Below are 25,431 nucleotides of genomic sequence, written 5' to 3'. Positions count from 1 at the left end.
CTGTCGATGAGTGCCCCATGCTTAACAAAGGACTGGTTCTGGCTTGCGCGCTTGCGCTGCTCAGTGCCTGCGATTCTTCTTCCTCCGATAAACCAGCGCCTGCTCCTGCGGCGGCCGCTCAACCCGCGGCGACCGAAAGCAAGCCCAAGCCCGCTGTCGACCTGGCAGCGCTCGGCAAGCGCTATGCCGGCCGCGACCTGAGCGTCATCGACGTGTCCGAAATCCAGGTCGAGGGCGCCAGCACACTGTCGGTGAGCTTTTCCGTGCCGCTGGACCCGGAGCAGAAGTTCGGCGAGAAGCTGCATCTGGTCGACAGCAAGAACGGCAAGGTCGACGGCGCCTGGGAGCTGTCCGACAACCTCATGGAACTGCGCCTGCGCCACCTGGAACCCCAGCGCAAGCTGGTGCTGACCGTTGACGCGGGCCTGGCGGGCGTCAACAAAGCCAGGCTCGCCGCCGAATACATCAGCCGCCTGGAAACCCGCGACCTGCAGCCCACCGTCGGTTTCGCCAGCCGTGGCAGCCTGCTGCCGACCCGCCTGGCCGAAGGCCTGCCGGTGATTGCGCTGAACGTCGACAAGGTGGACGTGGAGTTCTTCCGCATCAAGGCCGACGCCCTGCCCAACTTCCTGAGCCAATGGGAAGGCTCCACCTCGATGTCCAGCTACGGCTCCGAAGAGCTGCTGCCGATGGCGGATCTGGTCTACGGCGGCCGCTTTGACCTCAAACCCGCACGCAACACCCGTGAAACCCTGCTGCTGCCCATTGCCGGAATCAAGGCATTGCAGGAGCCGGGTGTCTATCTCGCGGTAATGCGCGCTTCGGGCACCTACAGCTACTCGCAACCGGCGACCCTGTTCACCTTGAGCGATATCGGTCTGTCAGTGCACCGCTACAGCAATCGCCTGGACGTGTTCACTCAGGCGCTGGACGGCGGCAAGGCACTGAGCGGCGTCAATGTCGAGGTCTATGACAACGAGGGCAAGGTCGTTGCCCAAGGCAAGACTGAAAGCGACGGCCATACCCAGCTGCCGCTCCCGGCCAAGGCTGCGGTAGTGCTGGCCCACAAGGACGAACAGACCAGCATGCTGCGCCTCAACGGCTCGGCGCTGGATCTGGCGGAGTTCGACATTTCAGGCCCGCAGGCGCACCCGCTGCAGTTCTTCATCTTCGGCCCTCGCGACCTGTATCGGCCGGGTGAAACCGTGCTGCTCAACGGCCTGCTGCGCGATGCCGACGGCAACCACGTCAAGCCGCAACCGATCACCGTCGAAGTGCGGCGCCCCGATGATCAGGTCAGCCGCAAGTTTGTCTGGGAAGCCGACAGCCAGGGTTTCTACCAGTATCAACTGCAAATGGCAGACGAAGCGCCCACCGGTCGCTGGCAACTGGTGTTCGACCTGGGCGACGGCAAACCGCAACTGTATGAATTCAAGGTCGAGGATTTCCTGCCCGAACGCCTGGCGCTGGAACTCAAGGGCAGCGATACACCGGTCGCACCGAGTGACAATCCGCAATTCGACATCACTGGCCGCTACCTCTATGGCGCACCGGCCTCGGGCAACAACCTGACCGGCCAGATCTACGTGCGCCCGCTGCGCGAGGCGGTTCCCGCCCTGCCCGGCTATCAGTTCGGTTCGATCACCGAGGAAGACCTCAAGCACGATCTGGAACTGGAACCGAGCACGCTGGACGCCAACGGCGAAGCGGTCCTGAGCGTCGAAAGCACCTGGACAGCCGCCAGATCGCCACTGCAACTGATTCTGCAAGCCAGCCTGCAAGAGTCCGGTGGCCGGCCGATCACCCGCCGTCTGGTGCAGCCGATCTGGCCCGCTGAACAACTGCCGGGCGTGCGTCCGCTGTTCGGCACCAGCACCTCCGATAACGAGTACGGCGACGAAGCGAACAATGGCGAGGCCCAGACCGATGGCGACGGCCCTGCCGAATTCGAGATCGTCATGGCCGACAGCGCCGGACACAAGCTGGCCGCCGAGAACGTCAAGGTCCGCCTGATTCGTGAGCGTCGCGACTACTACTGGAACTACTCGTCCAGCGACGGCTGGAGCTACCACTTCAACGAGAAATTCCTCAACCTGAGCGAAGAAACGGTCAGCATCAACAAGGATGCCACCGCCAGGATCAGCTTCCCGGTCGAGTGGGGTCCATACCGCGTCGAAGTGGAAGACCCGTCCACCGGCATGGTCAGCAGCCTGCGTTTCTGGGCCGGATACCGCTGGCAGGACAACACCGAAGGCGGCGCCGTGCGCCCCGATCAGGTCAAGCTCGCCCTGGACAAACCCGCTTACGGCGATGGCGAAACCGCCAAGGTCACCGTCACCCCGCCGGCCGCCGGCAAAGGCTATCTGCTGGTGGAATCCAGCGAAGGTCCGCTGTGGTGGCAGGAAATCGACGTCCCGGCCGAAGGCAAGGCTTACGACATTCCACTGGACAAGAAATGGACGCGCCATGACCTGTACGTCACCGCGCTGGTGATTCGTCCGGGCGAACGCAAGGCCAATATCACGCCCAAGCGGGCTGTCGGCGTGCTGCACCTGCCGCTGGATCGTTCGCAACGCAAGCTGGCATTGAGCGTTACCGCGCCGGAAAAGATGCGTCCCAAGCAGCCGCTCAAGCTCAAGGTCGCTGCGAAGAACGCGGATGGCAGTGTGCCGAAGCAGGCCCGCGTGCTGGTGTCGGCGGTGGACGTCGGCATTCTGAACATCACTTCGTACGCCACGCCCGATCCGTTTGCCGGCCTGTTCGGCCGCAAGCAATATGGCGCCGACCAACTGGACATCTACGGCCAGTTGATCGAAGCCGGCCAGGGTCGACTGGCGACCATGGCATTCGGCGGCGATGCGCTGGCGAAAGGCGGCAAGCGGCCGGACACCAGCGTCACCATCGTGGCCCTGCAAAGCGCGCCGGTGACCCTGAACGACAAGGGCGAAGGTGAAGTCAGCGTCGACATCCCGGACTTCAATGGCGAGCTGCGCATCATGGCGCAGGTCTGGACCGAAGACCGCTACGGCATGGCCGAAGCCAAGACCGTGGTTGCCGCGCCGATCATTGCCGAGCTGTCAACGCCGCGCTTCCTGGCCGGTGGCGACCAGACCAGCGTCGCGCTGGATGTGTCGAACCTGTCAGGCAAGGCACAGAAACTGGACGTTACGGTCAGCGCCGAAGGCCAGCTCAGTGTTCCCGGCGGCGACCAACTCAAGACCCTGCAACTCAAGCAAGGCCAGCGGGTTACCTTGAAGGTGCCGGTCGCGGCCATGGGCGGCCTGGGTCAAGGCAAGATCAAGGTGCTGGTCAACGGCCTGGACCTGCCGGGCGAGAGCCTGCCGCCGTTCTCCCGCGAATGGACCGTCGGCGTGCGTCCGGCCTTCCCGGCACAGCTACGCCATTACCGCACCACGCTCACCGATCAGCCGTGGAGCCTGCCGGAAGGTGCCCTCGAAGCCTTCGAGCCCGCCGGACGCCAGGCGTTGTTATCGCTGTCGAGCCGTCCGCCGCTGAACATCGGCGAACAGATTCGCGCCCTTAAAGCCTACCCTTACGGTTGCCTGGAGCAGACCGCCAGCGGCCTGTACCCATCGCTGTACGCCGACGCCGCGACCCTCAAGCGTTTGGGCATCGACGGCGAGCCGGATGCCGAGCGCCGGCGCAAGGTGGAAATCGGTATCGAACGGCTGCTGGGCATGCAGCGCTACAACGGCAGCTTCGGCCTGTGGGGTTCTGACAGTGAAGAGGAATACTGGCTGACCGCGTACGTCACCGACTTCCTGTTGCGCGCTCGCGACCAGGGCTTCTCGGTACCGCCCGACTCACTGAAGAAAGCCAACGAACGCCTGCTGCGCTACTTGCAGGATGGCGGCCAGATCCAGGTCGACTACAGCCAGAACGCCGAGCACACGCGCTTTGCCGTGCAGGCCTATGCCGGTCTGGTGTTGTCGCGCAGTCAACAGGCGCCGCTCGCTGCCCTGCGCAGCCTGTTCGATCGCCGCACCGACGCACGCTCCGGCCTGCCGCTGGTGCAACTGGCCGTGGCCCTGGAAAAAATGGGTGACAAGCCACGTGCCGATCTGGCCTTGACTGCGGGCCTCGCCGCCGGACGCAAGAACGAGTGGCTGGCCGACTACGGCAGCCCGCTGCGCGATCAGGCGTTGATCCTGGCTTTGCTGGAAGAGAACGACATGGCTCGCGACAAGCGCGATGACCGCCTTTTCACGCTGGCCGACGAAGTCGCTGCCAACCGTTATCTGTCGACTCAGGAAAGCAACTCGCTGTTCCTGGCCGGTCGCAACCTGCTGAACAAGCCGGAGAAGGACTGGGCTGCGAAGCTGTACAGCGGTAATGAAAGCCTGGACCTGAGCAACAAACAGCCTGGCATCAAGCTGGAAGGGCCATCACTTGCCTCTGCGCTGTCCGTACACAACGAAAGCGGCGAGACGCTGTATCAACAGTTGACCCTGTCTGGCTACCCGACCCAGGCACCGCCGGCAGGCGGTGACAACCTGAGCATCCGTCGTGAGTACCTGACCTTGAGCGGCGCGCCGCTGAATGTCGGCGCACTGAAAACCGGGCAACTGGTGCTGGTGCATCTGGAAGTTGCCGCGCGGCAACGGGTGCCGGATGCGCTGGTGGTGGATTTGCTGCCGGCGGGCCTGGAGCTGGAAAACCAGAATCTGGCACAAAGCGCCGCCAGCCTGGAAGACGCCAGCGAGTCGGTCAAGACCATCCGCGAGTCGATGGAAAATGCCGGCATCAAGCATCAGGAATATCGCGGGGATCGTTACGTGGCGGCGCTGGATATCAGCGGCGGCAACACCGTGCACCTGCTGTACCTGGCTCGCGCCGTGACACCAGGCACCTACCGCGTTCCGCCGCCGCAGGTTGAATCGATGTACCGCCCGAACTGGCAAGCCTTGGGCGATGCCCCGGCGCAGATGGTCGTGAAAGGCAAGTAAGGTCTATCGTTCGTGCCCGCCTGTTCGCGGGCACGAACGGCAAGACTGCCTGGCGGAGGTCATTCCGAGCCTGCTTTCAATGCGGCATCACCGGGCGCAGATACCTGTCGTACCAAGCCTAGTGAATGATCCAGCTCAGCATCCACAGCCCCAGCGCCAGCCAGATGATCCCCATGATGATCGAGGCTCGCATGAAGGCGCGAATCGCCGAGTACAACAGCAGCAGCCCGATGACCAGCGCCACGATGCTGACCAGCGACGTATCCATTCCCAGTGTGCGGGACAAGCCTTCGACGAAATTGCCGCCGGCATTGGTAAACCCGTTGAACAACCATGCCAGGCCATCGACGATAAAGCGGATCACCGCCCCGATTGCCTGTCCCAGCCATTCGAAAAAGCCTTCTACCTGCATATGTACGTCCTTATCGGGATCTTTGAGAAATTGAACTGCTCGCTTTGGCTATCGCGGAGTATGTCTGGTTCCGTGGATCATAAAGGCTCTTTGTATTGAAACCTGTATTTCCCATGCAGCTCATTCGTGAACGCTGGCAACCGGCAGCAGGCTCGCGCTTATTCAAGCTGGTACGCGGGAGCGTGTTCGCGACTCTGGCCGCCGTGGCTCTGCTGTGGCTGGCCGACCGTATCTGGCCGCTGCCGCTGCCCAAGGACGATCTGGCTCGCGTGGTACTGGCTGAAGACGGCACGCCGCTGTGGCGTTTCGCCGATGCCAACGGCGTGTGGCGTTACCCGATCAGCACCGGCCAGGTGTCACCGTATTACCTCGAAGCCTTGCTGACCTATGAGGATCGCTGGTTCTACAGCCACCCCGGCGTCAACCCGCTGGCTCTGGTCCGGGCGACCTGGCAGAACCTCAGCGATGATCGAGTGGTATCGGGCGGCAGCACCTTGTCGATGCAGGTGGCGCGCTTGCTCGATCCTCACGCCCGAACCCTGCCGGGAAAGATGCGCCAGCTGTGGCGCACTGTGCAGCTGGAATGGCACTTGTCCAAGGACCAGATTCTCGGCATCTACCTCAATCGCGCCCCGTTTGGCGGCACGCTGCAAGGCGTCGCGGCGGCAAGCTGGGCGTATCTGGGCAAGTCGCCGCAGAACCTGACCCGCTCGGAAGCGGCGTTGCTGGCGGTGTTGCCGCAGGCACCGAGCCGTTTGCGCCCGGATCGTCACCCGCAACGGGCGCAGCTGGCGCGGGACAAAGTCTTGCGGCGACTGGCCGAGTTTCAGGTATGGCCACCGGCGAGCATTGATGAAGCACTGGAAGAACCGCTGCTGCTCGCACCTCGCCAGGAACCGAGCCTGGCACCTTTGCTGGCCCGACGCCTGAATCGCCCGGACAGCCCGCCGCTGATTCGCACCACGCTGGACGCCAGCCTGCAACGGCGTATGGAAGACCTGATTCTGGGTTGGCGTGCGCGTCTGCCGGAACGTACCTCGGCCGCGATTCTGGTGGTGGAAGCCGAGACCATGGCCGTACGCGCCTATGTCGGCTCGGTGGACATCAATGACGCCAAGCGTTTTGGTCATGTGGACATGGTGACGGCGCTGCGTTCGCCCGGTTCGACGCTCAAGCCGTTTCTTTATGGACTGGCGATGGACGCCGGGCTGATTCATTCCGAATCCTTGTTGCAGGATGTGCCGCGCCGCTATGGTGATTATCGACCGGGCAATTTTTCCACAGGCTTCGGCGGACCGGTGGCGGCCAGCTCCGCATTGTCGATGTCGCTCAACCTGCCGGCAGTGCAATTGCTGGAGGTCTATGGACCCAAGCGGTTCGCTGCCGAACTGCGCAATGGCGGCGTGCCGCTGGTCCTGCCGCCGCTGGCCGAACCCAATCTGGCTCTGATTCTTGGTGGCGCGGGCAGTCGGCTGGAGCAACTGGTCGCCGGCTACAGCGCATTCGCACGCGGCGGTCGCAGTGCCGACATACGCCTGCAGCCGGATGATCGTTTGCGCGAACGGCGGATGATGTCGCCGGGTGCGGCCTGGATCATCCGCAGGATCCTCAGCGGCCAGTCACGGCCGGACATCGATCCGCGCGCCGAGCTGGTCCAGCGCCCGCAACTGGCCTGGAAAACCGGGACCAGCTATGGCTTTCGCGATGCCTGGGCCATCGGCGTCGGCCCGCGGTTTCTGGTGGGTGTGTGGATCGGCCGGCCGGACGGCACGCCGGTTCCGGGTCAGTTCGGCCTGGCCTCGGCGGCGCCGCTGATGCTTCAAGTCCACGATGTTCTGGTCAATCGCGACAGCCAGCGCGGTATTGCGGTGCCCGTCCAGCCGGTGCCGATGAACATTGGCGTCGCCGCCATCTGCTGGCCTTTGGGGCAGCCCATGAGCAAGAGCGATCCCAACTGTCGCCGTCAGCGATTCGCCTGGACGCTGGACGGCACCACGCCGCCCACTTTGCAAGCCACCGATCAGCCGCTGGGCCTGGGTTTGCAGGAGCGAATCTGGACCAATGCCGAAGGTCTGCGGGTCGGCGCCGGTTGCCCGCAGGCGCAACCTCGGGACGTCGCGCTGTGGCCCGCGCCGCTGGAGCCCTGGCTGCCCCGTGCCGAACGTCGTGAAGCACGCTTGCCGCCGGTAGATGCGAGTTGCCCGCCGCAAAGCCTCAATCTCGCACCGCCGCTGAGCATCGTCGGCGTGCGCGACGGCGACAACCTGCGCCTGCCCGGCGCGAGCCGTCAGGCACTGCGCCTCAAGCTGTCGGCCCTGGGCGGCAGTGGCCGACGCTGGTGGTTCGTCGATGGCGCTCAGGTAGCGAACACCGACAATCAACAGGACTTCACCAACACCCTGAACCGCCTGGGCCGTTTTGAGCTGAGCGTGCTCGACGAAAGCGGCCAGACCGCGCGAGTGGAGTTCAATGTGGTGGAGTGAAGCGAAATTGTGCCGAACCACAGACGCTACAAAAACCGTTGCTGCCGCTACGCGTCAGATCGCGAGCAAGCTCGCTCCCACCGTAACCACGAACACCGCAGACCTGTAGCAACCAGCGGGCTGGCGAAGACGAGCTGACAGAAGCTACTAAAACTGTTGCTGCCACTACGCGCCAGATCGCGAGCAAGCTCGCTCCCACCCTAACCACGGACGCCGCAGACCTGTAGCAACCAGCGGGCTGGCGAAGACGAGCCGCTAGGCGCTACAAAAACTGTGGCTGCCGCTACGCGCCAGATCGCGAGCAAGCTCGGGCCTACCATAAGCAGGAACACCTCCCACGATGGCCCGAGTTGTTGAAACCATTTTGGCAAGGAGCTGGAAATCCCGACTGTAAACAAGAAAGCACGCACACTGCCCCTGAACGGTTACTCCCCCTCACACATCAAGCCGCGTTCGTTCCGTCCACGATCCAGCACGATGCGACGCTCTTGGTTATCATGCGCGGACTTTCGAGATGCGAGGCCGCCATGCGCCGCTTGTTATGCCTGATGCTGTTGATCCTGGCCCTGCCTGCTACCGGGGCCGGGCTGCTGGAGAACCGCCCTGCCGCCACACTGGGCGGCGGGTCGCTGGATAACAGCAAGGAGTTCCTGCCTGTACGCCAGGCGTTCCAGTTGAGCCTGATCGAAACCACGCCCCAATCGGTCAGGCTGCGGTTCGTCGCCACCGAAGGCTATTACCTGTACCGCCATCGCTTCCAGTTCCGCACCGAGCCCGCCGACATCGGCCTGGGTGAAGCGCAGTTACCTGCCGGTGAGAAAAAACACGACGAGTACTTTGGCGACGTCGAGGTCTATCACGGCATTCTCGACATTGACCTGCCACGCAAAGCCGGCGACGAGCGTCCGTTCACCCTGGCGGTCACTTATCAAGGCTGCGCAGACAAAGGTCTGTGCTATCCACCTGAAACCGAACGCCTGAACATCGGCGACGTGACAGCTGCGCCCCCCGCCAGCGCTGCGCCGACCACCAAGCCCGGCTGGACCTGGAAAGAACTGGCGCTGTTTTTCCTCGCCGGTGTCGGGCTGACCTTCACGCCGTGCGTGCTGCCCATGTTGCCGATCCTCTCCGGCGTAGTGCTGCGCGGGCAGGTCGGCGGGCTGCGCGGGCTTAGCCTGTCACTGGCCTACGTGCTGCCGATGGCGGTGTGCTTCGCGCTGCTGGGCGCATTGATGGGCGTATTCGGCGCCGGGCTCAACCTGCAGGCGCGTCTGCAATCAGCCTGGGTGCTGGTGCCGTTCTCGGCCTTCTTTGTACTGTTCGCCGTGGCGATGTTCGGCGTCTTCGAGTTGCGCCTGCCGCAGGCCGTGAGCAACCGTCTGGACCGGATTGCGGGCAAGACCGAAGGCGGCTCGCTGTGGGGCGCGGCAGTATTGGGCGTGGTGTCGAGCCTGCTGGTGTCACCTTGCGTTTCGGCACCCCTGGCCGGTGCGCTGCTGTACATCAGTGCCAGTGGCGATGCCCTCGGCGGCGCCCTGAAACTCTTTGCCCTGGGCCTTGGCATGGGCGCGCCGCTGCTGCTGGTCGCCTCCGGCGGCGCGACGTGGCTGCCGAAAAGCGGCCCATGGCTGGTCACCGTCAAGAATGCCATCGGCGTGTTGCTGCTGGCCTTGGCCATCGGCCTGCTCAGCCGCGTTCTGCCAGGGCCGATCACTCTGTTGCTGGTGGGGCTGCTCAGTGCCGGCGTCGCGCTGTTCATGGGCGTGCTGGAACTGACCGACAAAACGCCTCGCCAAAAGCTGGCGCAGCTCATCGGCTTGTTTTTGTTGGTCTACGCTCTGGCATGCTGGTATGGCGCTTTGAGCGGTCAGACCGATCCGATGCGACCGCTGGGTCGACCGACGACAACCGTGAACAGCGGCGCGGTAGCTATTCCCGCCACGTCCCGATGGCAGACCATCAGTACCTCTGCTGAACTGGACCGAGTCCTGGCGCAGGCCAGCAGCGAAGGTAAGCCGTTGCTGCTCGACTGGTACGCCGACTGGTGCATCAGCTGCAAGGTGATCGAGCACGAAGTGCTGCCGGACCCGCAAGTCGTCGACCGCCTGTCGGGGTACAGCCTGGTTCGTTTCGACATGACCGACAGCAACGCCGAGCAACGTGCGCTGCTGGATCGCTACAAGTTGTTCGGCCCGCCGGCGCTGTTGTTCTTCGACAAGGCGGGCAACGAACTGGAACATGTCAGGGTCGTGGGAGAGATCGACGCTCAGGGGCTTGTCGAGCGTCTGAATGGCGCAAATGACCAGATCTAGACCCTGAGTCACAAACTTTGCGCGAATATCGCTCATCGTGCTGGCTACTGTAGTTAACTGGACAGTCCATCGACCTTCCGGCATAGTCGCCGGGCGTTAACGCTCGCGGATAATAAAAGGAACACTCGATGGCGACTATCCTGGTCCTCCACGGCCCCAATCTGAACCTGCTCGGCACCCGGGAACCCGGCGTATACGGCACGATCACCCTGGCGCAGATCAATCAGGACCTGGAAAAACGCGCTCGCGAAGCCGGTCATCATCTGATGTACCTGCAAAGCAATGCCGAGTACGAATTGATCGATCGCATTCACGCCGCCCGCGATGAAGGCGTGGATTTCATCCTGATCAATCCGGCGGCATTTACGCACACCAGCGTGGCAATACGTGACGCGCTGCTGGGAGTGAGCATCCCATTCATCGAAGTGCATTTATCGAACGTGCACAAACGCGAACCTTTCCGCCATCACTCCTACTTCTCAGACGTTGCGGTAGGAGTGATCTGCGGCCTTGGCGCCAGCGGTTACCGACTGGCCCTGGAGGCCGCCCTGGAACAACTGGCCGTTAGCTCCAAGCCGTGACCGGCACAGCCTGACGCTGGTCCATATGGCTTGAACCGGCCGCCAAAGAAAATGCCCCTGACAGCCCCTTGGGAGTTGATGATTAATGGATATTCGCAAAGTCAAGAAACTGATCGAACTGCTGGAAGAATCTGGCATCGACGAGCTGGAAATTCGTGAAGGCGAAGAATCCGTACGGATCAGCCGCCACAGCAAGACCCCTGCCCAGCCGTACTACGCGCCGGCCCCGGTTGCCGCTCCGGCTCCTGCTCCGGCAGCAGCACCGGTTGCCGCCGCCGCTGAGGCTCCATCGGCTCCCAAGCTGAACGGTCACGTGGTCAAGTCGCCAATGGTCGGTACGTTCTACCGCACCCCGGCACCTACTTCGCCTGCATTCGTCGAAGTCGGCCAGACCGTCAAGAAAGGCGACACCATCTGCATCGTCGAAGCGATGAAAATGATGAACCACATCCAGGCCGAAGCCAGCGGTGTGATCGAATCCATCCTGGTAGAAAACGGTCAGCCGGTTGAATTTGACCAGCCGCTGTTCACTATCGTTTGAACCGGGGAGAGCCTGCGATGTTGGAAAAAGTTCTGATCGCCAACCGCGGCGAAATTGCCTTGCGCATCTTGCGTGCCTGTAAGGAACTGGGCATCAAGACCGTCGCTGTACACTCCACGGCAGATCGCGAGTTGATGCACCTGGGCCTGGCCGACGAAACTGTCTGCATCGGTCCGGCACCCGCCAACCTGTCGTACCTGAACATTCCGGCGATCATCTCTGCTGCCGAAGTGACCGGCGCCACGGCGATTCACCCCGGCTACGGTTTCCTGGCGGAAAACGCCGACTTTGCCGAGCAGGTCGAGAAATCGGGCTTCGCGTTCATCGGTCCCAAGGCGGACACCATTCGCCTGATGGGCGACAAGGTATCCGCCAAGGACGCCATGAAGCGCGCCAAGGTGCCGACCGTTCCGGGTTCCGACGGCCCGCTGCCGGAAGACGAAGAAACCGCATTGCGCATCGGCCGTGAAGTCGGCTACCCGGTGATCATCAAGGCCGCCGGTGGCGGTGGTGGTCGCGGCATGCGCGTGGTTCATCGCGAAGAAGACCTGATCGAAGCGGCTGCCCAGACTCGTGCCGAAGCGGCCGCCTGGTTCAGCAACCCGATGGTCTACCTGGAAAAGTACCTGACCAACCCACGTCACGTGGAAGTCCAGGTCATTTCCGACGGCCAGGGCCAGGCGATCCACCTGGGCGACCGCGATTGCTCGCTGCAACGTCGTCACCAGAAAGTCCTGGAAGAAGCGCCGGCGCCGTTCATCGACGAACAGGCCCGCAAGGACGTGTTCGCAGCGTGCGTCAAGGCGTGTATCGATATCGGCTACCGCGGTGCGGGCACTTTCGAGTTCCTGTATGAAAACGGCCGCTTCTACTTCATCGAGATGAACACCCGCGTCCAGGTTGAACACCCGGTTTCGGAAATGATCACCGGTGTCGACATCGTCAAGGAGATGCTGAGCATCGCCGCGGGCAACAAGCTGTCGTTCACTCAGGATGACGTGATCTTCAACGGCCACGCGCTGGAATGCCGGATCAACGCCGAAGATCCGAAAACCTTCATCCCCAGCCCAGGTCTGGTCAAGCACTTCCATGCTCCGGGCGGCAACGGCGTGCGGGTCGATTCGCACCTGTACAGCGGTTACAAGGTTCCTTCCAACTACGATTCCCTGATCGGCAAGCTGATCACCTGGGGCGCGACCCGCGATGAAGCCATGGCTCGCATGCGCAACGCCCTGGACGAAATCGTGGTCGACGGGATCAAGACCAACATTCCGCTGCACCGTGATCTGACCCGTGATGAAGGCTTCTGCGAAGGCGGCGTCAACATCCACTACCTGGAACACAAACTGGCCGATCAATAAGTCAGCGTGTTTCAGAACAACAAAGCCGCAGTGATGCGGCTTTGTTGTTTGCAGCGCATAGAAGTAAACTTGCCGGCTTTCGCGGCCCTGCTGCACACCCTATTTTGACTCGAAGGTAATCCGCCATGCCTTGGCTGCAAGTCCGCCTCGCCATCAGCCCAGAACAAGCCGAAACCTACGAAGACGCGCTGCTCGAAGTGGGCGCCGTTTCCGTGACGTTCATGGACGCCGAGGACCAGCCGATTTTCGAGCCGGAACTCAACACCACGCCATTGTGGACACATACCCACCTGCTGGCCCTGTTCGAAGCCGATACCGACGCCGGTCTGGCGCTGTCGCACCTGCGCCTGCTGACTGGCACCGATCTGCCGGAACACAGCGCCGAAGTCATCGAAGACCAGGACTGGGAACGCAGCTGGATGGACAATTTCCAGCCGATGCGCTTCGGCCAGCGCCTGTGGATCGTCCCCAGCTGGCACGCCGCGCCTGAACCCGACGCCGTGAACCTGCTGCTGGACCCGGGCCTGGCGTTCGGCACCGGCACCCATCCGACCACCGCGCTGTGCCTGGAATGGCTCGACGGCCAGGATCTCAAAGGCTGCAACGTACTGGATTTCGGCTGCGGATCGGGCATTCTCGCCATCGCCGCCCTGCTGTTGGGCGCTGAACAGGCCGTGGGCACCGACATCGACGTGCAGGCACTCGAGGCTTCGCGCGACAACGCCGGGCGCAATAACATCGCTGCCGAGCGCTTCCCGCTGCATCTGCCGCAAGACATGCCGCAAGAGCAGGCGGACGTACTGGTCGCCAACATCCTGGCCGGCCCGCTGGTCTCGCTGGCGCCGCAACTGGCCTCGCTGGTCAAGCCCGGCGGTCGCCTGGCGCTGTCCGGCATCCTCGCCGAACAGGGTGAGGAAGTGGCCGCTGCCTATGCTGCTACATTCGATCTTGACCCGATTGCAAATCGTGATGGCTGGGTACGCATCACGGGCCGTCGCCGTTAACCACTGCATGAACCGGACAGCCGCATGACCGACAGCTTCGTCACGCAGTGCCCGCACTGCCAAACCAGTTTCAGAGTCAGCCACGCCCAACTGAGCGTGGCACGCGGCGTGGTGCGCTGCGGCGCCTGCCTGCAGGTCTTCAACGCTGCCCGGCAACTGCTTGAACAACGCTCGAACGAAGAGCCGCAGGTGGTGCTGACCCGCGCCGAGCCGCAAGCCGTCGCGCCGGTGTACGACACACCCGCGCTCGCCACCCGGGAAGCCCTCCCGCCTGCGCCCGCCGTGGACGAAGACCCGTGGCATGTCAGCGAACTCGACCTCGACAACCTGAACCTCGACGAAGAACTGGCCCGCCTGGAAAAGCGCGACGGCCAGCATAACGCCCCCCGGCCACCGGCAATCGTCCGGGGCGACGAGACCAGCCTGACCGCTCGCCGCGACACGCCGCAGACCGAGCAAGCCAGCTGGGTCGATTCGCTGCGCAACGACGAAGTGGAACGACTGCCCGAGTTGCAGGCCGAGGTCATTCCCGACCCTGAGCCGCAGATCGAGACGGATGAACACGACGAACACGACAACGATGTACGCACCGAACCCTCGCTGGGTAACGGCCGCGATATCGACGACGATGAGCATGCGGTTCCCGCCTTCGGTCCACGCATCAGCGCGGCCGGCGAGAAAACCGAGAAAGTCGAGCGCTGGTCGGCTCGGGACGACGATGACGATCTGGACGATCAGGAGCCGGAGGTCGAACCGGATTCGCGCAGCCGACGCGCGCGCAATGAGCCGGCCGTGCGCGAGCAGGCACTGCTGGACCTCAACGACGATCCCCTGCAACTGGACTGGCAGCGACCCAGGCCACGCTGGGGCCGTCGCCTGGCCTGGGGCCTGCTGATCCTGCTGGCACTGGCCGGCCTGGCCAGCCAATACATCTGGTATCACTTCGACCAGCTGGCACGCCAGGATCAATATCGTCCCTGGTTCCAGCAACTGTGCCCGCAGCTGGGTTGCAAGGTGCCGTCCAAAGTGGACATCTCGCTGCTCAAGAGCAGCAATCTGGTGGTACGCAGCCATCCCGAGTTCCAGGGCGCGCTGGTGGTGGACGCGATCATTTATAACCGGGCGGCCTTTTCCCAGCCCTTTCCGCTTCTGGAGTTGCGATTCGCCGATACCGGCGGTCAGCTGATTGCCAGTCGTCGTTTCAAGCCGAGCGAGTACCTGAGCGGCGAAATGGCAGGCAAGGAAGAGATGCCGCCGCAAACTCCAATCCATATTGCGCTGGATATCCTCGATCCTGGCGCGAAGGCCGTGAATTACAGCCTGTACTTTCGCTCCCCCGAATAACCCGTGAATCGCCCGACTGGGCAGGCTGTCGACCTCGTCCGTCAGCGCTTTCCTACGCTTTTGTCGGCATGATCGTGGAAGTTACGCGCAGACCCGGGCATCAACCCAACCGTTGGCCATAAGAAGCTAGCTGTTCAGATTTTATCCAATTCAGCCTTTATCCAGTCATCGAGAGCGGGTATCATGCCAACCCTTTTTCAAACTCTCGGTTCGGTCTGACAGTTGCGAGAGCAACCGGATGGCGGGACCGTTGCAGACCGTGTGCAACGGTTTTTTACATGGCCTGCGAATGATTCGGCCCCACGATAGGTAAAGCTATGTCGGCGGTACGCATCGGCCCATATACATTGCAGAACGGCTTGATCCTCGCCCCCATGGCGGGCGTCACCGACCAGCCGTTCCGTCAACTGTGCCGCCAGTTGGGCGCAGGGTTGGTCGTGTCGGAAATGGTCACCAGTGACATGAGTCTCTGGAACAGCCGCAAATCGCGCCTGCGCATGATTCACGAAGGTGATCCCGAGCCGCGCTCGGTGCAGATCGCCGGTGGTGACCCGCAGATGCTGGCGGATGCGGCGCGGGCCAATGTCGAGCTGGGCGCGCAGATCATCGACATCAACATGGGCTGCCCGGCCAAGAAGGTCTGCAACAAGGCGGCCGGCTCGGCGCTTCTGAAAGACGAACAGCTGGTGAGCGATATCCTGCAGGCCGTGGTGGCCGCGGTCGATGTCCCGGTCACCTTGAAGATCCGCACGGGCTGGGATCGTGACAACCGCAACGGCCTGACCGTGGCGAAGATTGCCGAGCAGGCCGGCATCCAGGCGCTGGCCGTGCATGGCCGCACCCGGGCCGATCTGTACACCGGCGAAGCCGAGTACGACACCATCGCCGGCATCAAGCAGGCGGTGTCGATCCCGGTGTTTGCCAACGGCGACATAGATTCACCCCAGAAAGCCCGGTACGTGCTGCAGGCCACCGGCGCCGACGGGTTATTGATTGGCCGGGCCGCCCAGGGGCGCCCATGGATTTTTCGCGAGATAGAACACTACCTGCGTACCGGCGAAACATTGCCGGCGCTGGAGTTGAGTGAAGTGGAACGCATCCTGCTTGAGCACCTGGCAGCGCTTCACGCGTTCTACGGAGATGTGATGGGCGTGCGCATCGCACGCAAGCATGTCGGTTGGTATCTCGCAACCTTGCCGGGCGCCAGGGAGTTTCGCGCCCACTTCAATCGTTTGGAAGATACGGAAGCACAGTGCGCCAACGTCCGGGAGTTCTTCAGCCAAGGCTGCAAGGGCCCGGATAACCAGAATGAGAACGAGGTGGCCGCATGACGATGATGACCGAGACTTTAGTGAGTGGAACAACGCCCGTGAGCGACAACGTCAATTTGAAACAGCACCTGAACACGCCGAGCGAGGAGGGCCAGACCCTGCGCGGAAGCGTTGAAAAGGCGCTGCACAATTATTTCGCCCACCTCGAAGGCGCGTCCGTCACTGACGTCTACAACCTGGTGTTGTCGGAAGTCGAGGCTCCGCTCCTCGAAAGCGTGATGAATTACGTCAAGGGCAACCAGACGAAGGCCTCGGAACTGCTGGGCCTGAATCGCGGCACCCTGCGCAAGAAACTCAAACAGTACGATCTGCTTTAAGCATTCAACACAGAAAAGGCGACCCCCCTTGCACAGCGGTCGCTTTTTTTTGCTGATTCCTTTTGCTTTTGATGGAAATCGAGATGACCGACCAGACTACCCGCCTGCCGATCCGCCGCGCTTTGATCAGCGTTTCCGACAAGACAGGCATCCTCGAATTCGCCCGCGAGCTTGAAGCGCTGGGTGTTGAGATCCTCTCCACTGGCGGGACGTTCAAGCTGCTCAAGGATAACGGCGTCGCAGCCGTGGAAGTCGCCGACTACACCGGTTTTGCCGAGATGATGGACGGCCGGGTCAAGACCCTGCATCCGAAGATCCACGGCGGCATCCTGGGCCGTCGCGGCACCGACGACGCCATCATGAGCGAGCACGGCATCAAGCCGATCGACCTGGTAGCAGTCAACCTGTACCCCTTCGAAGCCACTGTTTCCAAACCGGGTTGCGACCTGCCGACCGCCATCGAGAACATCGATATCGGCGGCCCGACCATGGTTCGCTCCGCGGCCAAGAACCACAAGGACGTCGCCATCGTCGTCAACGCCGGTGACTACGGCCAGGTGCTGGAAAGCCTCAAGGCCGGCGGCCTGACCTACGCACAGCGCTTCGACCTGATGCTCAAGGCCTTCGAGCACACCGCCGCCTACGACGGCATGATCGCCAACTACCTGGGCGGCATCGACCAGAGCGCCGAGACCCTGAGCACCGAAGGCCGCAGCCAGTTCCCGCGCACCTTCAACACCCAGTTCGTCAAGGCTCAGGAAATGCGCTACGGCGAGAACCCGCACCAGAGCGCGGCATTCTACGTTGAGGCCAAGCCTGCCGAAGTCGGCATTGCCACCGCGACCCAGCTGCAGGGCAAGGAACTGTCGTTCAACAACGTGGCCGACACCGACGCCGCGCTGGAATGCGTGAAGAGCTTCGTCAAGCCGGCCTGCGTCATCGTCAAGCACGCCAACCCGTGCGGCGTTTCGGTTTGCCCGGACGACGAAGGCGGCATCCGCAAGGCTTACGACCTGGCCTATGCCACGGATTCCGAGTCCGCGTTCGGCGGCATCATCGCCTTCAACCGTGAACTGGATGCAGAGACCGCCAAGGCCATCGTCGAGCGTCAGTTCGTGGAAGTCATCATTGCCCCAAGCGTTAGCGCCGAAGCTCAGGCCATCGTTGCCAGCAAGGCCAATGTGCGCCTGCTCACCTGTGGCCAGTGGGGCGAGCGCCTGCCGGCCTGGGACTACAAGCGCGTCAATGGTGGCCTGCTGGTGCAGAGCCGCGATAACGGCATGATCACCGCCGACGACCTCAAGGTCGTGACTCAGCGCGCCCCGAGCGAGCAGGAAATCCACGACCTGATCTTCGCCTGGAAAGTCGCCAAGTACGTCAAGTCCAACGCCATCGTCTACGCCAAGAACCGCCAGACGGTCGGCATCGGTGCCGGCCAGATGAGCCGCGTCAACTCCGCACGCATCGCCGCGATCAAGGCTGAACACGCCGGTTTGCAGGTGCAGGGCGCAGTCATGGCGTCCGACGCATTCTTCCCGTTCCGCGACGGCATCGACAACGCGGCCAAGGCAGGCATCACCGCAGTGATCCAGCCGGGCGGCTCGATGCGCGACAACGAAGTGATCGCAGCGGCCGATGAAGCCGGGATTGCGATGGTGTTCACAGGCATGCGCCATTTCCGCCACTAAGTTATAAGAACGGTCGCACTGCCGCAGGCGTCTGCTGCGTTGGATGGGACTCCCCGATGCTCATTGCCGCAAGGCAACTGCGCTCGTGGCAGTCCCATCCGCCTTGCATCCGCCTACGCCACTGCAACCTCGTGATGCGCTGCCACTGAAAAGCTGAGTTTCGCGTCCCTTCACCGAATTGGCTTCATCGAGGTTTTTGACATGAATGTTTTGATTATCGGCAGTGGCGGTCGTGAACACGCTCTGGCCTGGAAAGTCGCTCAGGACCCGCGTGTGGCGAAGGTTTTCGTCGCGCCGGGCAACGCTGGCACGGCCACCGAAGCCAAGTGCGAGAACGTCGACATCGATGTGCTGGCCCTTGAGCAACTGGCGGACTTCGCCGAAAAGAACGTGTCGCTGACCATCGTCGGCCCGGAAGTCCCGCTGGTCGCCGGCGTAGTGGATCTGTTCCGCAGCCGCGGCCTGGACTGCTTCGGCCCGACTGCGGGCGCCGCCCAGCTGGAAGGCTCCAAGGCTTTCACCAAGGATTTCCTGGCTCGCCACAAGATTCCGACCGCGGACTACCAGAACTTCACCGAGATCGAGCCGGCACTGGCCTATCTGCGTGAAAAAGGCGCGCCAATCGTCATCAAGGCCGACGGCCTGGCTGCCGGTAAAGGCGTTATCGTCGCCATGACCCTGGCCGAAGCCGAGGACGCCGTGCGCGACATGCTGGCCGGCAACGCTTTCGGCGACGCCGGTTCGCGTGTGGTCATCGAAGAATTCCTGGACGGTGAAGAAGCCAGTTTCATCGTGATGGTCGACGGCAAGAACGTGCTGCCCATGGCCACCAGCCAGGACCACAAGCGCGTCGGCGACGGCGACAGCGGCCCTAACACCGGCGGCATGGGTGCCTACTCCCCTGCTCCGGTAGTGACCGCTGAAGTCCATCAGCGCGTCATGGATCTGGTCATCTGGCCGACCGTTCGCGGCATGGCCGAAGAAGGCAATGTCTATACCGGCTTCCTCTACGCCGGTCTGATGATCGACAAGGCTGGCAACCCGAAGGTTATCGAGTTCAACTGCCGCTTCGGTGACCCGGAAACCCAGCCAGTCATGCTGCGTCTGCAATCGAGTCTGGTTCTGCTGGTCGAAGCGGCACTGGCTCAGGCGCTGGACAAAATCGAAGCGCAGTGGGATCCACGTCCAAGCCTGGGCATTGTCCTGGCTGCCGGCGGTTATCCGGGCGATTACGCCAAAGGCGCAGCGATCGACGGTCTGGATGCCGCCGCACAACTCAACGGCAAAGTTTTCCATGCGGGCACGGCACTGCAGGATGGCCGGATCGTGACCAGCGGCGGGCGCGTACTCTGCGCGACGGCCCTGGGCGAAACAGTCGGAAAAGCTCAGGAAAACGCCTACGCTCTGGCGGCTAAGATCGACTGGAACGGGTGCTTCTATCGCAAGGATATCGGCTATCGCGCGATTGCCCGTGAGCGCGGTGAAAACCCGGAGTAAAATGGCCGGGCCTGTTCCGCAAAGGAACCGGCCCGAACGCTCTGGTGCTGGGAAGTGGTAACAGGCATTTACTCACGAAGGGAATTCATCGTGCGCTGGCTCAGGATTGCCGTAGCTTCAACCGTCGGATTACTGACCTTGCTGTTCGTACTCTGCGCTCAGGCAGAGCACAGCACCGGCTGGTCGGTATTGCTCGACGACAAGGCAAACCTGCAACTGGATGACGTCCGTTCGGCGCGTTATCGGAACCAGTTCAGCCCCATCGACCTGCCACGCATCACCGCAGCCGAGCGCGACGCCGCACTCTGGCTGCACTACCGCCTGCCACCGGGCAAGCACGAACAACTCCTGCGCATCTTCGCCCCCGACCTCGCCACCGCCGACATGTACGTGCTGGATGGCGAGCGGCTGGTCGACTATGTGCGCACCGGCAACAACGTCCCCAAAAGCGATCAGCGACTCCCCTCGAACGATTTCCTGCTGCCGGTCACGCAAAGCGCCGTGCCGCTGGATCTCTATGTCAGGCTGGTGTCGACGCAGAAGATGCGGCCGAACATCACCTTGCAGCCGGCCATCGAAAGCGCGGCCAATGAAAAGGAGCCGCTGCTGTTCGGACTGCTGTTCGGCGCGCTGGGCATGCTGATCATCCAGAACCTGACGCGCTATTGGCACACCCGGTCGCGCAGCAACCTGTGGCTGGCGGGCTGCGAAAGCCTTCTGGCACTCAGCGCAGTGCTGCTGCTCAACCTATCGACCCTGATCAGCTTGCACGTGCCCCAGACACCCGGCGCCCACCTTGCGCTGCTGCTGGCGGCCATGACTGGCTTGGTTTATACGCGATGCTTCTTCACCCATCGCCCCGCCTGGATACTCAACCGGATCCTGCTGGTCGACATGCTGCTCATGGGCCTGGGCGCTTTGCTGGTCATGACCTTCCAGGATCTGCCGTTGAACACCCTGACCTTTTCCCTGGTGGCCGTGACGACCATCAGCATCCTGGCCGTTTCGGTGTGGCATTGGCAAAAAGGTTATCGCCCGGCGCGGCTGTTCGTTCTGGCGATGATCATCTTCAATATCGGTTACCTGGTGATCCTGCCGGGCCTGTTGTGGTTGAGCCTTGTACCGCCGCAAGCCCTGATCCTGACCTTGCTGGGCGTGTTCTGCGCCAGCGGCCTGCTGATGAGCATTGCCCTGAGCGAACGGCACCGCGGCATCACCGAGGACAATTTCAGCATCAGCCGCGAGCAGGCCGCCAGCGCTGCAGAAATCAGCGCCAAGGCCGAGTTCCTGGCCAAGATCAGCCACGAAATCCGCACGCCGATGAACGGCGTGCTGGGCATGACCGAATTGCTGCTCGGCACACCGCTGTCAGTCAAGCAGCGCGATTATGTCCAGACCATTCACAGCGCCGGCAACGAGTTGCTGAGCCTGATCAACGAGATTCTCGACATAACCAAGCTGGAGTCCGGCCAGATCGAACTGGATGACGTGCAGTTCGATATCGGCGCGCTGATCGAGGACAGCATGAGCATCTTCCGCGCCCGGGCCGAGCAGCAGCATGTCGAACTGATCAGCCTGATCCAGCCGCAGGTGCCGCGCGTCATCAGCGGCGATCCGACACGATTGCGCCAGACGCTGCTCAGCCTGCTGGAAAACGCCCTGAAGAAAACCGAGGAAGGTGAAATCTTCCTGGCCGCCGCGCTGGACACCTCCCGGCCGGGAAAGCCTCGTTTGCGCATTTCGGTGCAGGACAGCGGCGACCCGATCTCTGCACAGGAACGCGATGCGCTGCTCAACGCCGAGCTGCACAGCAAGAATTTCCTGGCCAGCAGCAAGCTGGGCGGGCACTTGGGGTTGGTCATCGCTCGCCAGTTGATCGTGCTCATGGACGGAGAATTCGGCATCCAGAACGGCAGCGCCCAGGGCAGCACCTTGTGGCTCACCCTGCCTCTGGACCCCAAACTGCTGGAGCAACCGACCATCGACCTGGACGGCCCGCTCAAGGATGCCCGCGTGCTGGTGGTCGACGACAACGACACCTGCCGCAAGGTGCTGGTCCAGCAATGCAGCGCCTGGGGCCTGAACGTCAGCGCGGTCGCCTCGGGAAAGGAGGCTCTGGCGCTGTTGCGGACCAAGGCGCACCTGCGCGACTACTTTGATGTCGTTCTGCTGGACCAGAACATGCCGGGCATGACCGGCATGCAACTGGCGGCGAAAATCAAGGAAGACCCGAGCCTCAACCATGACATTCTGCTGATCATGCTCACCGGCATCAGCAATGCGCCGAGCAAGATCATCGCCCGCAATGCCGGTATCAAGCGCATTCTCGCCAAACCGGTGGCCGGCTACACGCTCAAGACCACCCTGGCTGACGAGTTGACCCAGCGCAGCAAGGGCGCGCCGTCGCCGAACCTGCAACCTGCGCTGAATCTGCCGCCCATCGTGCCGGGCGATTTCCGGATCCTGGTGGCCGAAGACAACAGCATTTCCACCAAAGTGATCCGCGGCATGCTCGGCAAGCTCAACCTGAACCCGGACACGGCCAGCAACGGCGAGGAAGCCCTGCGTGCAATGAAAGCGCAGCGCTACGATCTGGTGCTGATGGACTGCGAAATGCCGATCCTCGATGGCTTCTCGGCCACCGAACAGCTGCGCGCCTGGGAAGTCGGCAACCAGCGTGTGCGCACTCCGGTGGTGGCGCTGACCGCGCACATCCTGGCCGAACACAAGGATCGGGCGCGCCAGGCCGGTATGGACGGGCACATGGCCAAGCCCATCGAGATGTCTCAACTGCGCGAGCTGGTCGAGCACTGGGTTGCCCAGCGAAACTGATCTTTCCCACACAGGCTGGCGACACAAACCGTCCCGCCGATCATTTTCGGCCCTGCTCGGCCGAAGCACTTGCCTGATAGAATCTTTCCGCCATCCACCTGCGTGCGCGAGTTCAACCATGCTTCATGTGCTGTTTAGCGTGTATCTGAAGATGCTGGTGCTCTATAGCCCCTTCTTCGTTCTGTCCTGCTTCATCAGCCTGACCCGCGGTCACTCTCGCAAGGAGCAACGGCGCCTGGCCTGGAAAGTCGCACTGGCAACGCTGGTGTCGAGCGTCCTGCTCTACCTGTTCGGCCGGGTGATCTTTGAAGTCTTCGGTATCACCGCCGATGCGTTTCGGATCGGCGCCGGCAGCGTCCTGTTCATTTCGGCCCTGGCCATGGCCCAGGGGAAATCGGCGGTACAGACCGATAACGTGCAGCAGGACGTGACCATCGTCCCGCTGACCATCCCGCTCACCGTGGGCCCTGGCACCATCGGCGCACTGCTGGTGATGGGCGTCAGCCAGCCGCACTGGGACGACAAGCTGACGGCGATCCTCAGCATCGCACTGGCGAGCTTCACCGTCGGCGTCGTGCTGTACCTGTCCGGCCAGATCGAGCGGATTCTGGGCGACCAGGGCCTGCAGATCGTCAGTCGGCTGATGGGGCTTTTCGTATGCGCCCTGGCGGCGCAGATCATTTTCACCGGAATCCGTGGCTATCTGGTGCAATAGCCACTGACCGAACCGTCCTCCCGATCAGATCTCCAGGCCCTGGATCAAGGCATTCGCCTTGGTTTTCAGGTAGCGCCTGACGTCGTCCCGGTAGGCGGTATGCACACTGCTGTCGAACACATAACTTGCGCCCTTGAAATAGAACAGAAGCCTGCGCCCGCCTGCCGAATACTCATCGGCACTCAAGTGCAACCCGCAGAGCAGCAACAGATTCTGACCGGCCTGGGACCTGGCGCACGGCACGATCTGGAAACTCCCCAGCCGGGTCCGGTCGACGCCATGATTGAAGTACGCCTGGGCGGCTTCCAGCACGCCCATGGCAGCGAACGATCGACGGACCAACTCGCCAAGCTGATCCCGCCCGCCGGTTCCGGTGATGCGAAACGTGGCCTCCATGAGATCGTCGGTGCTGCTTACCAGCAGCGAGTCGTCCATCACCAGGCTCTTGCGTTTCAATCCCCGCGCCGCAAGCCGGCTACGGTAGTAGTGCATCCAGGTGGTCCATTGCCTGTTGAAGTCATACACGTGACTGGCGAACAGTTGGGCGTCCAGCAAAACGTCCTGAATATCTGCCTTGTCCTGACTTGCCATACCCGGTGCAAACGCCACCAGGCTGGAAATATCACCCAGGCGAGCGGCGGCGCCATCATTTGTATTCATGAATCCTCCCATCTTCAGTAACAACCCGGCCTCACAAACGGATGATCTCCTGGGCGGCACGAGCGGCCAGAGCGTCGCGGACGGACTGGCGCCTGGCATCGAAGGCCTGGCGACGAAAAATGAAGGCAACCCCGGTGTAGCGCACCGTCATCTGACCGGCCAGCGCCTGCCAGAAGTATCTGGATGGCCCGAAACCGGTGGTCATCTGCATACCGCACAGCAAAATGGTCGCCTGATCTTCTTTATTTTGAATGCACGGCACGAGCTGGAAGCTTTCCGAGCGCCCGGCGCTGAACCATGAGTTGCGAAATGCCCTGGCCTGCTCGCTGGTCAGCAGCCGGTCCAGCGATTGTTCGAGCAACCGGCCAAGCGCCGGGTTCTCCATCACGTTGCCGGGGAAGCGAACCGTGCGCATGTCGCTGAATCGCCTGAGACGGAGCACGCTGCTGAACACGTTGCCTGTCCGCCGGCCGCCCACATCGCTGATCGAGCGCTGGTACGTGTCCAGCCACGCCGACCACTGTCGTCGAGGTGAATACAGGCCATCTGCGGTGAGCTGGGCATAGAGCAGGCAGTCCAGAAGATCCTGCCGCAAGCCCGCCGCCATGCCTGTATCGAAGGCCATCAGGTTCGAGGCGACCAGCAGACATTCATGGCTGCTCGGCATGCGACGCCTCCTTCCATGGCCTGATCAGGGCGGCGCGCCTGTCCTGGAGCGCAGTGGCAAAGGGTTCACGAAACTGGCGATACACCAGATCAGCCAAACGCATCGAACAGACCGTCAGTTCGATATTTCCGCTCAGACTCGCAGCATCGAGAGATGCGAACAGAACGTCACGGGCCAGCGGCTGGCGGGTCGTGAAGTGCAGCATGAGCAGCGTGAGGTTTCCCGGAGCATCGACGATGCCGATTTGAAAAACCAGCGTCGTTTCTGATGGCTTGTCGCGATCCGCTCGAAGCTGTGACGTTTGACTGACCAGCAGATCCAGCGCCTGCGGCTGTGGGGGTTGGCGGACCAGATGTTCGGCTTCGGCCACACGTGTTTCGCCCACGAAGCCAAGGAGTGCCCGGGCGCCTATATCCCACACCGTTTGGCTAATACCGCGCGCAGCAGGCTCGCTGATATGTTCGCTGCGTTGCAACGTCCAACCGAAGCGCGACGAAGCCGCAAGCCAGGTGTCCTTCCAATGTTCGAACTCGGTAAACTTTGCATGCCGCTTGGAGGCTGCAAGCTGAACATATAACAGAGAGTCCAATACATCCGTCTGCCGGGAAGTTGCAGCTGGTTCATTGAAGAACATCAGGCAACCGGCGTTGATGATCGCATCGTTCAATGGGTATGACATGGATAATTCCTTTATCCGGCGAGCGGAGGCGATTGACGCC

At 62.4% G+C, this 25,431-nt stretch carries 18 protein-coding genes; 14 read left to right on the top strand and 4 right to left on the bottom strand.

Annotated elements, in window-relative coordinates; all coding sequences use genetic code 11:
• Positions 1–17 precede the first annotated feature (17 nt).
• Positions 18–4,967: an alpha-2-macroglobulin gene (locus EGJ27_RS07285; protein ID WP_125830051.1), complete on the top strand. Its 4,950-nt coding sequence runs from the start codon at positions 18–20 to the stop codon at positions 4,965–4,967.
• Between the two features lie 118 nt (positions 4,968–5,085).
• On the opposite strand, the gene EGJ27_RS07280 is transcribed toward EGJ27_RS07285, so the two are convergent.
• Positions 5,086–5,379 carry a hypothetical protein gene (locus EGJ27_RS07280; RefSeq protein WP_125830050.1) on the bottom strand — a complete coding sequence of 98 codons (294 nt, stop codon included), beginning with the start codon at positions 5,377–5,379 and terminating at the stop codon, positions 5,086–5,088.
• A gap of 113 nt (positions 5,380–5,492) precedes the next feature.
• Here EGJ27_RS07280 and pbpC point away from each other — a divergent pair, with 113 nt between their 5' ends.
• The 13 genes from pbpC to EGJ27_RS07215 all read left to right on the top strand — a co-directional run bounded on the left by pbpC (position 5,493) and on the right by EGJ27_RS07215 (position 23,385).
• Positions 5,493–7,862, top strand: coding sequence for a peptidoglycan glycosyltransferase PbpC (gene pbpC / locus EGJ27_RS07275; protein WP_125830049.1), 2,370 nt, complete (start codon positions 5,493–5,495; stop codon positions 7,860–7,862).
• Between the two features lie 527 nt (positions 7,863–8,389).
• The gene (locus EGJ27_RS07270; protein WP_256672694.1) at positions 8,390–10,174 is read left to right on the top strand and encodes a protein-disulfide reductase DsbD; all 1,785 of its coding nucleotides are present in this window, start codon (positions 8,390–8,392) and stop codon (positions 10,172–10,174) included.
• A gap of 128 nt (positions 10,175–10,302) precedes the next feature.
• Entirely contained in the window at positions 10,303–10,755 is a 453-nt protein-coding gene (gene aroQ, locus EGJ27_RS07265) for a type II 3-dehydroquinate dehydratase (RefSeq protein WP_125830047.1), read from the top strand.
• Between the two features lie 85 nt (positions 10,756–10,840).
• Positions 10,841–11,296 carry an acetyl-CoA carboxylase biotin carboxyl carrier protein gene (accB, locus tag EGJ27_RS07260; protein ID WP_125830046.1) on the top strand — a complete coding sequence of 152 codons (456 nt, stop codon included), beginning with the start codon at positions 10,841–10,843 and terminating at the stop codon, positions 11,294–11,296.
• A gap of 17 nt (positions 11,297–11,313) precedes the next feature.
• Positions 11,314–12,657 (top strand): acetyl-CoA carboxylase biotin carboxylase subunit, encoded by a 1,344-nt coding sequence (accC, locus tag EGJ27_RS07255; RefSeq protein WP_125830045.1) that lies wholly within the window; start codon positions 11,314–11,316, stop codon positions 12,655–12,657.
• A 125-nt stretch (positions 12,658–12,782) separates the two neighbouring features.
• On the top strand, positions 12,783–13,661 hold the full coding sequence (prmA, locus tag EGJ27_RS07250; RefSeq protein ID WP_125830044.1) for a 50S ribosomal protein L11 methyltransferase: 879 nt from the start codon (positions 12,783–12,785) through the stop codon (positions 13,659–13,661).
• A 24-nt stretch (positions 13,662–13,685) separates the two neighbouring features.
• Positions 13,686–15,005: a DUF3426 domain-containing protein gene (locus EGJ27_RS07245; RefSeq protein ID WP_125830043.1), complete on the top strand. Its 1,320-nt coding sequence runs from the start codon at positions 13,686–13,688 to the stop codon at positions 15,003–15,005.
• Between the two features lie 317 nt (positions 15,006–15,322).
• Entirely contained in the window at positions 15,323–16,336 is a 1,014-nt protein-coding gene (dusB, locus tag EGJ27_RS07240) for a tRNA dihydrouridine synthase DusB (RefSeq protein WP_125830042.1), read from the top strand.
• Positions 16,333–16,653: a DNA-binding transcriptional regulator Fis gene (gene fis, locus EGJ27_RS07235; RefSeq protein ID WP_002555375.1), complete on the top strand. Its 321-nt coding sequence runs from the start codon at positions 16,333–16,335 to the stop codon at positions 16,651–16,653. The genes dusB and fis overlap by 4 nt, the downstream gene beginning before the upstream one ends.
• 83 nt (positions 16,654–16,736) lie before the next feature.
• Positions 16,737–18,341: a bifunctional phosphoribosylaminoimidazolecarboxamide formyltransferase/IMP cyclohydrolase gene (purH, locus tag EGJ27_RS07230; protein ID WP_125830041.1), complete on the top strand. Its 1,605-nt coding sequence runs from the start codon at positions 16,737–16,739 to the stop codon at positions 18,339–18,341.
• A gap of 201 nt (positions 18,342–18,542) precedes the next feature.
• A complete protein-coding gene (gene purD / locus EGJ27_RS07225) occupies positions 18,543–19,838 on the top strand; it encodes a phosphoribosylamine--glycine ligase (RefSeq protein WP_125830040.1) in 1,296 nt (431 codons plus the stop codon).
• A gap of 90 nt (positions 19,839–19,928) precedes the next feature.
• The gene (locus EGJ27_RS07220; RefSeq protein ID WP_125830039.1) at positions 19,929–22,670 is read left to right on the top strand and encodes a hybrid sensor histidine kinase/response regulator; all 2,742 of its coding nucleotides are present in this window, start codon (positions 19,929–19,931) and stop codon (positions 22,668–22,670) included.
• A gap of 118 nt (positions 22,671–22,788) precedes the next feature.
• Entirely contained in the window at positions 22,789–23,385 is a 597-nt protein-coding gene (locus tag EGJ27_RS07215) for a MarC family protein (RefSeq protein ID WP_125830038.1), read from the top strand.
• A 24-nt stretch (positions 23,386–23,409) separates the two neighbouring features.
• On the opposite strand, the gene EGJ27_RS07210 is transcribed toward EGJ27_RS07215, so the two are convergent.
• From EGJ27_RS07210 to EGJ27_RS07200, 3 genes are read right to left on the bottom strand one after another with little or no spacing between them, the layout of a single operon-like run.
• Positions 23,410–24,045 (bottom strand): hypothetical protein, encoded by a 636-nt coding sequence (locus tag EGJ27_RS07210; RefSeq protein WP_125830037.1) that lies wholly within the window; start codon positions 24,043–24,045, stop codon positions 23,410–23,412.
• Positions 24,046–24,076: 31 nt separating this feature from the next.
• Positions 24,077–24,712 (bottom strand): hypothetical protein, encoded by a 636-nt coding sequence (locus EGJ27_RS07205; protein ID WP_125830036.1) that lies wholly within the window; start codon positions 24,710–24,712, stop codon positions 24,077–24,079.
• Positions 24,696–25,391: a hypothetical protein gene (locus EGJ27_RS07200; protein WP_125830035.1), complete on the bottom strand. Its 696-nt coding sequence runs from the start codon at positions 25,389–25,391 to the stop codon at positions 24,696–24,698. Before EGJ27_RS07200 ends, EGJ27_RS07205 begins: the two co-directional genes overlap by 17 nt.
• Positions 25,392–25,431: the final 40 nt, after the last annotated feature.

It is taken from the genome of Pseudomonas sp. v388, from assembly GCF_003935425.1.
Classification (GTDB): Bacteria; Pseudomonadota; Gammaproteobacteria; order Pseudomonadales; family Pseudomonadaceae; genus Aquipseudomonas.
The sequence above is the reverse complement of the archived record's forward strand: the minus strand, read 5'-3'. Positions and strand labels throughout refer to the sequence as shown.